A 10,509-nucleotide genomic window follows, 5' to 3' on the forward strand; every position below is an offset into this window, starting at 1 on the left:
CCGCCGGCATCTGGCACAACTGGACCACCGGCACCAAGATCAAACGATCCCTGATCGCCTACGACCACTGAGAACATCGGACTCACTCATCTAGGAGTCGAGCCCGGGCGACTCCGGTACCGCGTCATGATCCACGAGCTGGCGGACACGGTCGGGGCCGAGCACTACTGGGCTGACCAGGTAGGAGTGGATCACGTCGAGCTGCAGAGAACGACCCTCAAGAAGCACAATCCCAAGACGGTGCGCAAGAACGTGGGCGAGGGCTACCGCGGTTGCCTGGTCGTACGCGTGATGGATGGCGCAGAGCTTTACCGCCGCATCGAAGGGTGGTGGTCCGGCATTGCAGTGGAGGCGCGCCGCCGAAACGCGTAGTCTGACGGCGATCAATCCCGGGTTGCTCTGTCGGTAGGGGCGACCAGACTTTGAATCTGGGTACGACGCAGGTTCGACTCCTGCCCCGGGAGCGACGCAAGTTCGGGTCCTGACCTCCACGGTCAGGACCCGGACTCGTTTTCGGGGGCCGGGCCACCGGTATCCTTCACGGGTCCACCCCCGAAGCCGAAGGGCACACCCGTGAGCGCCAACCGCCCGGCAGCCGTCGTCGTACTCGCAGCGGGTGAGGGCACCCGCATGAAGTCGGCCACTCCCAAGGTTCTGCACGAGATCTGCGGGCGCTCGCTCGTGGGCCACGTGGTCGCCGCCTCGCGCGAGCTGGACCCCGCCCACCTCGTGGTCGTCGTCGGCCACGCCCGTGAGCAGGTCGCCGCGCACCTCGCCGACATCGACGCGGGCGTCCGCACGGCCGTCCAGTACGAGCAGAACGGCACCGGCCACGCCGTCCGCATGGCCCTGGAGGAGCTCGGCGGGCAGATCACCGGCACGGTCGTCGTGGTCTGCGGCGACACCCCGCTGCTGACCGGGGAGACCCTCGCGCAGCTCACCCGGACCCACGAGGCCGACGGCAACGCCGTCACCGTGCTCACCGCCGAGGTGCCGGACTCCACCGGCTACGGGCGGATCGTGCGCGACGCGCAGACCGGAGCCGTCACCGCCATCGTCGAGCACAAGGACGCCACCGAGGCGCAGCGGGCGATCCGGGAGATCAATTCCGGGGTGTTCGCCTTCGACGGGGCCCTGCTCGCGGATGCGCTGGGCAAGGTGCGGACGGACAACAGCCAGGGCGAGGAGTACCTCACCGACGTGCTGGGGATCCTGCGCGAGGCCGGCCACCGCGTGGGGGCGTCGGTCGGCGGCGACCACCGGCAGATCCTGGGGATCAACAACCGTGTGCAGCTCGCCGAGGCGCGGGCGCTGCTGAACGCGCGGCTGCTGGAGGACGCGATGCTCTCCGGTGTCACCGTGGTCGACCCGGCGAGCACCTTCGTGGACGTGACGGTCACCTTCGGCCAGGACGCCCTGGTGCACCCCGGCACGCAGCTGCTCGGTGCCACGCACATCGCGGAGGGTGCCGAGGTGGGTCCGAACACGCGGCTGAAGGACACGCAGGTGGGTCCGGGGGCGCGGGTGGACAACACGGTGGCGGACTCGGCGGTGATCGGGGAGTCGGCTTCGGTGGGGCCGTTCGCGTACCTGCGTCCGGGTACGAAGCTGGGCCTGAAGGCGAAGGCCGGCACGTACGTGGAGATGAAGAACGCGACGATCGGCGAGGGTACGAAGGTGCCGCACCTGTCGTACGTGGGTGATGCGACGATCGGCGAGTACACCAACATCGGTGCGGCGAGCGTGTTCGTGAACTACGACGGTGAGCACAAGCACCACACGACGGTCGGCTCACACTGCAAGACGGGTTCGGACAACATGTTTGTGGCGCCCGTCACGATCGGGGACGGGGCTTATACGGCGGCCGGGTCCGTGATCACGAAGGACGTGCCGCCGGGTGCGCTGGCCGTGGCCCGTGGCCAGCAGCGGAATATCGAGGGTTGGGTGGCTCGCAAGCGTCCGGGGAGTGCGGCGGCGTCGGCGGCGCAGTCGGCGTCCGTGGACGAGTCCGAGGTCCGCTGAGGGTCTTCCGGGTGAACTGACCGGAAACAGGTACGCCTGGGACGGCGTACCGTGATAGGTGCACGCAATTCGGCTGGCTCACCGTGTGCGGGACGGACGCACACGGGGGCGAGCAGCTTTCAACACGTCTGAGGAGACTGTGCTGTGACCGGGATCAAGACGACCGGCGAGAAGAAGCTGATGCTCTTCTCCGGCCGCGCCCACCCCGAGCTGGCCGAGGAGGTTGCGCATCAGTTGGGCGTCGGCCTCGTGCCGACCAAGGCTTTCGATTTCGCGAACGGTGAGATCTACGTTCGTTTCCAGGAGTCGGCCCGTGGCGCGGACTGCTTCCTGATCCAGAGCCACACGGCTCCGATCAACAAGTGGATCATGGAGCAGCTGATCATGATCGACGCGCTGAAGCGCGCGTCGGCCCGCTCCATCACCGTGATCATCCCGTCGTACGGGTATGCCCGTCAGGACAAGAAGCACAAGGGCCGTGAGCCGATTTCGGCGCGTCTGGTCGCGGACCTGCTGAAGACGGCGGGTGCGGAGCGGATCCTGACGGTGGACCTGCACACGGACCAGATCCAGGGTTTCTTCGACGGCCCGGTGGACCACCTGTCGGCGCTGTCGGTGCTGGCCGACTACGTGGGCGCGAAGGTGGACCGTACGAAGCTGACGATCGTGTCTCCGGACGCGGGTCGTGTGCGGGTGGCGGACCGCTGGTGCGACCGGCTGGATGCGCCGCTGGCGATCGTGCACAAGCGGCGTGACAAGGACGTCGCGAACCAGGTGACGGTCCACGAGGTGGTCGGTGAGGTCGCGGGCCGGGTCTGCGTCCTGGTCGACGACATGATCGACACGGGTGGCACGATCTGCGCCGCTGCCGACGCGCTGTTCGCGCACGGTGCGGAGGACGTGATCGTGACGGCGACGCACGGCATCCTGTCGGGTCCGGCGGCCGACCGTCTGAAGAACTCGAAGGTCAGTGAGTTCGTGTTCACGAACACCCTGCCCGACCCGTCCGACTTGGAGCTGGACAAGATCACGGTGCTGTCGATCGCGCCGATGATCGCGCGTGCGGTGCGCGAGGTGTTCGAGGACGGTTCGGTCACGAGCCTGTTCGAAGAGCAGCAGTAGGGTCCGGCGGTAAAGTCCGGCAGCAGAGCCGGCAGTAGAGATCCTTTTGGGTACGGCCTCCCGGCCGGGTAGACTCTTCGAGTTGCTCGGCGAGGGAGGCCGTACCTGCGTGCAGGTCCGGACACTCCGTTATCGACGCGCTCTTCGTAGCAGGCCGTTTCGGCCGGGTGACTCCAGTCCATTTCCGTCACCCCCACGAGGAGTGAGCATGTCCGAGGTCAAGCTTTCCGCCGAGACCCGCACCGATTTCGGTAAGGGCGCCGCCCGCCAGGCCCGTCGCGACGGCAAGGTTCCCGGTGTCATCTACGGTCACGGCACCGCCCCGAAGCACGTGGACGTCGAGGGCCACGGCCTGATGATGGCCCTGAAGACCGCGAACGTCCTGATCTCCCTGGACATCGCGGGCACCGGCTCCGAGCTGGTCATCCCGAAGGCCGTCCAGCGTCACCCGGTCAAGCGCAGCCTGACCCACGTCGACTTCCTGATCGTCCAGAAGGGCGAGAAGGTCACGGTGGACGTTCCGGTCGTCACCGAGGGCGAGCTGGCCCCGGGTGGCAACCTGCTGGAGACCCTGCTGACCACGATCTCCGTCGAGACCGAGGCCACGCACATCCCGACCGAGGTCACCGTGTCCATCGCGGGTCTGGAGGCCGGTGCCTCGATCCACGCCAAGGACCTGGTCCTGCCGAAGGGCACCACGCTGGCCGTCGACGGTGAGACCGCCGTTCTGCAGGTCGTCTCCGCCCAGGCCGAGGAGCCGGCCGCCGAGGCCGAGGGCACCGAGGCCTGAGCCTCGCCCCTTCTGCTTGGCAGTGCCCTCAGCAGTTGCTGACCGACCGCCGTCCGGCTCCACTGGAGCGGGACGGCGGTCGTTCTCGTTAAGGAGCTTTTGATGTCGGACGACGCGGCGCCCTGGCTGATCGTCGGTCTCGGTAATCCGGGTGCGGAGTATGCGGGCAACCGCCACAACATCGGGTTCATGGTGGTGGATCTGCTGGCGGAGCGGATGCGCGGGAAGTTCAAGGCGCACAAGGCGCGGGCGCAGGTGGTGGAGGGCCGGATGGGTCCGCCGGGTCCGGCGAGCCGCCGGGTGGTGCTGGCGAAGCCCATGTCGTTCATGAACCTGTCGGGTGGGCCGGTGACGGCGCTGCGGGATTTCTACAAGGTGCCGGTGGAGCGGATCGTGGCGGTCCACGACGAGCTGGACATCGACTATCCGACGCTGCGGTTGAAGTTGGGTGGCGGGGACAACGGGCACAACGGTCTGAAGTCGATGACGAAGGCGATGGGTGCGGACTACCACCGGGTGCGGTGTGGGATCGGGCGTCCGCCGGGTCGGATGCAGGTGGCGGACTTCGTGCTGAAGGACTTCTCGTCCTCGGAGCACAAGGAGCTGGAGTGGTTCGTGGACCGGGCGGCGGATGCGGTGGAGTGTCTGGTGGCGGAGGGTTTGGAGCGGGCCCAGTCGGCGTACAACTCCTGACGGCGACCCGGCCGTAGGGAGATCGTTACTTCAGACATTCCGCCCGCCGGGGGGCAACTCCATACGAGTGTCCACGAGTACCTCTTGACCTTGGCGGGCGGCGCTCAGCATGCTGAGCCGCCGCCCCCCACGGCACGATTCCCCTCCCTGTCAGAGGTACCTCCATGCCCATTTCCAGGGTTCGTTGGGCTGCGGCGACGCTCCCCACAGCGGCCTCGCTGCTTCTGGCGGCCGGCGCCGCCCCCGCTTTCGCGGACGACACCTACACCCTCCCGCTGCACCAGCCGCTGCCGGTCACCGCCACGTCGCAGGGCGTGGAGCACGAGAAGACCTGCGCGGACATACCGTCGAGCAAGGACGGCTGGCACTTCGTGCTGCCCGGGAACTCGACGACGTTCGTCAAGCTGACGGTCACCTTCGAGCCGGGCGGCCAGCAGGTCGTGACGGTGTTCGGGCCGCCGTCGGACAAGCACGCCTACGTCGCCTCGGCGCCGGGTGCGAAGCTGACGGCCGCTTCCGCCGAGGTCAAGGGCGGCAGCGTGAACTGGTTCAACCTGTCGCACACCTGCCCGGCGACGACGAAGCCGAGCGGGACGCCGTCGGGGACGCCGAGCTCGGCGCCGCCGTCGCAGGTGCCGAGCCAGAGCCCTTCGCAGAGCGCTTCGCCGTCGCCGTCCGGTACGCCGTCGGGCACGCCGAGCCGCACGCCGTCGGGGACGCCTTCCTCGCCGGTTGCGTCCGTGTCGGCCCCTACGGGTTCGGGTGGCACGACGGGGGGTGACCTGGCGAAGACCGGTTCGGACACTCCGGTGGGTCTGCTCGCCGGGGTGGCGGCCGCGCTGGTCGGTGCCGGTGCCTTCCTGGTGGTCCGCCGCCGCAAGGCGGGTGCGCAGGGCTGAGCCCGCGCCCGGGGTGGTTCCCGTACGAAAGCCCCCGCCCTCCGGATCGGATCCGGAGGGCGGGGGCTTTCTTGTGCGGGAGTGTCAGCCGGTGTTGCGCAGGCCTGCGGCGACGCCGTTGACGGTGAGCAGCAGGGCGCGGGAGAGCAGCGGGTCGGGGTCTTCGCCTCGGGCGGCTGCGGCGCGCTGGCGGGCGAGGAGGGAGACCTGGAGGTAGGAGATGGGGTCGAGGTAGGCGTCGCGGACGGCGAAGGTCTGCTGGAGGACGGGGTGGGAGTCCAGGAGCTTTTCGCCGCCGGTGATGCGCAGGACCTCGCGGACGGTGAGTTCGTGTTCGGCTTCGATGCGGGCGAAGACGTGCTTGAGGTGGTCGGGGACGAGGGTGTCGACGTAGTGGCGGGCGATCCGCAGGTCGGTCTTGGCCAGGGTCATTTCGACGTTGGACAGGAAGTTGCGGAAGAAGTGCCAGCGTTCGCCCATTTCGGCGAGGACGTCGCCCTGTCCGGTTTCGCGCAGCGCCTTGAGGCCTGAGCCGACGCCGTACCAGCCGGGGACGATCTGGCGGGACTGGGTCCAGCCGAAGACCCAGGGGATGGCGCGCAGTCCGTCGAGGCCGGCGCCGGAGTCGGGGCGGCGGGAGGGCCGGGAGCCGAGGTGGAGGTCGGCGAGCTGGTCGACGGGGGTGGCGGCGAAGAAGTAGGCGGGCAGGTCGGGGTCTTCGACGAGGGCGCGGTAGGCGGCGTGGGCGGCGTCGGAGACGGTGTCCATGGCCGCGTCCCAGCGGGCGAGGTCGTCGTGGGACTGGCGGGGGGCGGTGTGCAGGGCGGAGGCCTGCAGGGTGGCGGCGACGGTGAGTTCGAGGTTCTCGCGGGCGAGGGAGGGGACGAGGTACTTGTCGGAGATGACCTCGCCCTGTTCGGTGACCTTGATCTCGCCTTCGAGGGTGCCCCAGGGCTGGGCGAGGATGGCGTCGTGGGAGGGGCCGCCGCCGCGGCCGACGGTGCCGCCGCGGCCGTGGAAGAGGCGCAGGCGGACGCCGTAGCGGTGGGCGACGTCGCGCAGGCGGCGCTGGGCGCGGTGGATCTCCCACTGGCTGGTGGTGATGCCGCCGAACTTGGAGGAGTCGGAGTAGCCGAGCATGACCTCCTGGACGTCGCCGCGCAGGGAGACGAGGCGGCGGTAAGAGGGGTCGGCGAGCATCTGGTCGAGGATGACGTCGGCGGCGCGCAGCTCGTCGGTGGTTTCGAGGAGTGGGACGATGCCGATCTTGGCCCAGCCGGCGTGGAGGTCGATGAGGCCGGCTTCGCGGGCGAGGACGGCGGCGGCGAAGACGTCGTCGGCGCCCTGGCACATCGAGATGATGTAGGACTCGATGACTTCGGGGCCGAACTTCTCGAAGGCGTCCTTGATCGCGAAGAAGACGCCGAGGGTCTTCTGTCCGGCTGCGTCGAGGGGTGCCGGGGTGGGGGCGAGGGGGCGCCGGGAGCGGAGTTCCTTGGCGAGGAGCTTGCCGCGGTAGTCGCGGGGCATGTCGGCGTAGCGCCAGGATTCCTCGCCGAGGCGGTCGAAGAGCTGGCCGAGGGCGTGGTGGTGGGCGTCGGCGTGTTCGCGTACGTCCATGGTGGCGAGCTGGAGGCCGAAGGCGGCCAGGGTGCGGATGGTGCGGTCCATGCGGCCGTCGGCGAAGAGGGCGCCGCGGTGTTCGCGCAGGGAGGTCTGGATGAGGGTGAGGTCGGCGAGGAGCTCGGCGGTGCCGAGGTAGTCGCGGCCTTCCTCGTGGGGGGTGCCCTTGGCGAGTCGCTCGCGGGTGTTGAGGAGCTTCTGGCGGATGCAGGTGGCCTTGAGGCGGTAGGGCTCCTCGGCGTTGAGCCGCTTGTAGCGGGGGCTGATCTCGGGGAGGCGTTCGAGGTCGGCCTGGAGGGAGGAGAGGAGTTCCTCGGTGGCTCCGGTGTAGCGGATGGAGTTGGAGAGGAGGCCGCGCAGGAAGTCGACGAGTTCGAGGGCGTCGGTGATGCCGTGTTCGTGCTGGAGGATCAGGACGTCGCGGGTGACTTCGGGGGTGACGTTGGGGTTGCCGTCGCGGTCGCCGCCGATCCAGGTGCCGAAGGTGAGGGGGCGGGTGCCGGCGGGGAGTTCGACGCCGACGCGCTGGAGTTCGGCGGTGAGGTCTTCGAGGACGTCTCCGACGGCGCCGGCGTGGAGTTCGTCGAGGTAGTAGATGGCGTTGCGGGCCTCGTCGGTGGGTTCGGGGCGTACGACGCGCAGTTCGTCGGTCTGCCAGACGAGGTCGATGTTCTCGGCGAGGCGCAGGTCGTGGCGGCGGCGTTCGCCGGCGCCGGAGACGGGCTCTTCGAGGAGGGCGGCGATGCGGCGCAGCTTGTTGAGGACGCTGCGGCGGGCCGCTTCGGTGGGGTGAGCGGTGAAGACGGGGCGGACGTTGAGGTTCTTGACCGTTTCGCGCAGGTGCTCGGGGTCGGCGTCCTTGAGCATGTCGGCGGTGCGGGCCAGGAGGCCGCCTTCGGCGGCGCGGTGGGCGCGCAGTTCCTTGCCCCGGTGGACCTGTTCGGTGACGTTGGCGAGGTGGAAGTAGGTGGAGAAGGCGCGTACGAGCTTGGCGGCGGTCTCCAGGTCGGTTTCGCCGAGCAGTGCGGCGGCGGCTTCGCCGTCGGTGCGGGTGAGGGCGCGCACGCGTTCGACGAGGTCGAGGAGCTCTTGGCCTTCTTGGCGTACGAGGGTTTCGCCGAGGAGGTCGCCGAGGCGGCGGATGTCCGCGCGCAGCTCTGCGTTGGCGGCGGCGACTGCCGTGGGGGTGGAGGGGGCCTGGTCAGCACTGCTCACAGGTGCGGCTCCTTGCAGTGTTCGAGCGCTACTGGGAGGTGGCACCGGGACACGCCCGGTTACCGCTGCGGACCACGCTGTCCGACGACACCAGGATAGGTGGCCGGTGCTGATGTCCAGGTAGGCGTCCCGGCAGGCGGGACGGGGGGTGTGACGGGAGGCTTGGGGGTAGGCGGGTGGGAGGTGGTGGGGCGCGGCGGGGCGGGTGGCCCCGGGCGTGCTCCCCTTGCCGCGCTGCACCGCTGCGCCATACTTACGTTGGCGTAGGTTACGGCTCCGTAGGCTGGGGCCGGTCGTCTCACGACCCGTTTCTTGCGTCCCGCTTCCTTGCCCCCCCGATTCCTCACCCCCAGGGGACATGCCATGACCCTCAGTCCGGATCTTGTCGAGGACGCTTCGGCGGCCTCCGAATCGTCGGTGCCGTCCGCGACGCGCGGCGGCGAGAGCAAGCGGTCCGTCGAGCAGATCGCTCTGCTGCTGTTCATCACCGTTCCCTTCCTGGCGCTGCTGGCGGCGGTTCCGCTGGCGTGGGGCTGGGGGGTGAGCTGGCTGGACCTCGGCCTGATGGTGTTCATGTACTTCCTGGCTTGCCACGGGGTCACCATCGGCTTCCACCGCTATTTCACGCACGGGTCCTTCAAGGCGAAGCGGCCGCTGCGGATCGTGTTGGCCGTGATGGGGTCGATGGCGGTGGAGGGGCCGCTGGTGCGCTGGGTGGCGGACCACCGCAAGCACCACAAGTTCTCCGACCACGAGGGTGATCCGCATTCGCCGTGGCGGTTCGGGGAGAGCGTGCCGGCGCTGATGAAGGGCCTGTGGTGGGCGCACATCGGGTGGCTGTTCGACGAGGAGCAGACCAACCAGCAGAAGTACGCCCCCGATCTGATCAAGGATCCGGCGATCCGGCGGATCTCGCGCGCCTTCGTCTACTGGACGATCCTGTCGCTGGCGATCCCGCCGCTGGTGGGCGGTCTGGTGACGATGTCGTGGTGGGGGGCGTTCACGGCGTTCTTCTGGGGTTCGCTGGTGCGGGTGGCGCTGCTGCACCATGTGACGTGGTCGATCAATTCGATCTGTCATGCGGTGGGCAAGCGGCCGTTCAAGTCGCGGGACCGTTCGGGCAACGTGTGGTGGCTGGCGGTGCTGTCGTGCGGTGAGTCCTGGCACAACCTGCACCACGCGGACCCGACGTCGGCCCGCCACGGCGTGCTGCGCGGCCAGGTCGACTCCAGCGCCCGGCTGATCCGCTGGTTCGAGCTGGCGGGCTGGGCGACGGACGTGCGCTGGCCCTCGCAGTCCCGGGTCGACGCCCGGCGCAGGGAAAACGCGTCGAACGCGGCATGATGGAGGGTGTGGCGATCGACGGCAGTACTTCCAGCAGCGACAAGCCCCGGCGCGGCCGCAGGGTCCGGATGACGGGGGCGGAGCGCCGTCAGCAACTGCTGGACATCGGTCGGGCCCTGTTCGCGGAGAAGGGTTTCGAGGGCACCTCGGTGGAGGAGATCGCGGCGAAGGCCGGGGTGTCCAAGCCGGTGGTGTACGAGCACTTCGGCGGCAAGGAGGGCCTGTACGCGGTGGTCGTGGACCGGGAGATGCGCCAGCTGCTGGACGGGGTGACGGGCGCGCTGACGGCCGGGCACCCGCGGGAGCTGCTGGAGCAGGCGGCGTTCGCGCTGCTGGACTACATCGAGTCGTACACGGACGGTTTCCGGATCCTCGTGCGGGATTCCCCGGTGGCGCAGTCGACGGGTACGTTCGCCTCGCTGATCAGCGATATCGCCACGCAGGTCGAGGACATCCTGGGGTTGGAGTTCAAGGCGCGGGGGTTCGATCCGAAGCTGGCGCCGCTGTATGCGCAGGCGCTGGTGGGGATGGTGGCGCTGACAGGGCAGTGGTGGCTGGATGTGCGCCGGCCGAAGAAGGCGGAGGTTGCGGCGCATCTGGTGAACCTGGCCTGGCACGGGCTGGACGGGCTGGAGGCGAAGCCTCGGCTGGTGGGTCACCGCAAGAGCTGAGGGCCCGTGCGGGCCCGGTGTGCGAGGGCGCCCGCCCCTGGCCTACCCCCGGGCCCGCGCCGCCAACCACCCCGACGACAACGTCCGGGCCGCGTCCGAGCGCACGTCCTGGAAGCTGGCGCGCAAGGTC

8 protein-coding genes, 1 tRNA gene and 1 pseudogene are annotated in these 10,509 nt (G+C 69.3%); 9 read left to right on the plus strand and 1 reads right to left on the minus strand.

Annotated features, from left to right (window positions below):
* Nucleotides 1-90: 90 nt before the first annotated feature.
* The 7 genes and pseudogenes from AB0B01_RS30220 to AB0B01_RS30250 form a co-directional block, all read left to right on the plus strand.
* A pseudogene (locus tag AB0B01_RS30220) lies at nt 91-372 on the plus strand (hypothetical protein); the annotation flags it as partial.
* A 15-nt stretch (nt 373-387) separates the two neighbouring features.
* Nucleotides 388-464: transfer RNA gene (locus AB0B01_RS30225), tRNA-Gln, on the plus strand.
* Between the two features lie 109 nt (nt 465-573).
* Entirely contained in the window at nt 574-2,022 is a 1,449-nt protein-coding gene (gene glmU, locus AB0B01_RS30230) for a bifunctional UDP-N-acetylglucosamine diphosphorylase/glucosamine-1-phosphate N-acetyltransferase GlmU (protein ID WP_361725984.1), read from the plus strand.
* A 144-nt stretch (nt 2,023-2,166) separates the two neighbouring features.
* The gene (locus AB0B01_RS30235) at nt 2,167-3,144 is read left to right on the plus strand and encodes a ribose-phosphate diphosphokinase (protein WP_356853028.1); all 978 of its coding nucleotides are present in this window, start codon (nt 2,167-2,169) and stop codon (nt 3,142-3,144) included.
* Nucleotides 3,145-3,352: 208 nt separating this feature from the next.
* On the plus strand, nt 3,353-3,934 hold the full coding sequence (locus AB0B01_RS30240) for a 50S ribosomal protein L25/general stress protein Ctc (protein WP_361725988.1): 582 nt from the start codon (nt 3,353-3,355) through the stop codon (nt 3,932-3,934).
* A gap of 102 nt (nt 3,935-4,036) precedes the next feature.
* Nucleotides 4,037-4,627 (plus strand): aminoacyl-tRNA hydrolase, encoded by a 591-nt coding sequence (gene pth / locus AB0B01_RS30245; RefSeq protein WP_361725991.1) that lies wholly within the window; start codon nt 4,037-4,039, stop codon nt 4,625-4,627.
* A gap of 164 nt (nt 4,628-4,791) precedes the next feature.
* On the plus strand, nt 4,792-5,526 hold the full coding sequence (locus AB0B01_RS30250) for an LPXTG cell wall anchor domain-containing protein (protein WP_361725994.1): 735 nt from the start codon (nt 4,792-4,794) through the stop codon (nt 5,524-5,526).
* An 84-nt stretch (nt 5,527-5,610) separates the two neighbouring features.
* Here AB0B01_RS30250 and ppc read toward each other — a convergent pair whose 3' ends face one another.
* Nucleotides 5,611-8,364: a phosphoenolpyruvate carboxylase gene (ppc, locus tag AB0B01_RS30255; RefSeq protein ID WP_361725997.1), complete on the minus strand. Its 2,754-nt coding sequence runs from the start codon at nt 8,362-8,364 to the stop codon at nt 5,611-5,613.
* Nucleotides 8,365-8,727: 363 nt separating this feature from the next.
* Between ppc and AB0B01_RS30260 the strand changes: the two genes are divergently transcribed.
* Both AB0B01_RS30260 and AB0B01_RS30265 read left to right on the plus strand, forming a co-directional pair.
* Nucleotides 8,728-9,708: an acyl-CoA desaturase gene (locus AB0B01_RS30260; RefSeq protein ID WP_361726000.1), complete on the plus strand. Its 981-nt coding sequence runs from the start codon at nt 8,728-8,730 to the stop codon at nt 9,706-9,708.
* On the plus strand, nt 9,705-10,379 hold the full coding sequence (locus AB0B01_RS30265) for a TetR/AcrR family transcriptional regulator (RefSeq protein WP_361726003.1): 675 nt from the start codon (nt 9,705-9,707) through the stop codon (nt 10,377-10,379). The genes AB0B01_RS30260 and AB0B01_RS30265 overlap by 4 nt, the downstream gene beginning before the upstream one ends.
* Nucleotides 10,380-10,509: the final 130 nt, after the last annotated feature.

It is taken from the genome of Streptomyces sp. NPDC044571, assembly GCF_040647115.1.
In the GTDB taxonomy this organism is placed as follows: domain Bacteria; phylum Actinomycetota; class Actinomycetes; order Streptomycetales; family Streptomycetaceae; genus Streptomyces.

Excerpts from the sequence above, each read along its gene's own strand:
- AB0B01_RS30240 (WP_361725988.1), top strand. The coding sequence starts at position 3,353 with ATGTCCGAGGTCAAGCTTTCCGCCGAGACCCGCACCGATTTCGGTAAG.
- pth (WP_361725991.1), top strand. The coding sequence starts at position 4,037 with ATGTCGGACGACGCGGCGCCCTGGCTGATCGTCGGTCTCGGTAATCCG.
- AB0B01_RS30250 (WP_361725994.1), top strand. The coding sequence starts at position 4,792 with ATGCCCATTTCCAGGGTTCGTTGGGCTGCGGCGACGCTCCCCACAGCG.
- AB0B01_RS30260 (WP_361726000.1), top strand. The coding sequence starts at position 8,728 with ATGACCCTCAGTCCGGATCTTGTCGAGGACGCTTCGGCGGCCTCCGAA.
- AB0B01_RS30265 (WP_361726003.1), top strand. The coding sequence starts at position 9,705 with ATGATGGAGGGTGTGGCGATCGACGGCAGTACTTCCAGCAGCGACAAG.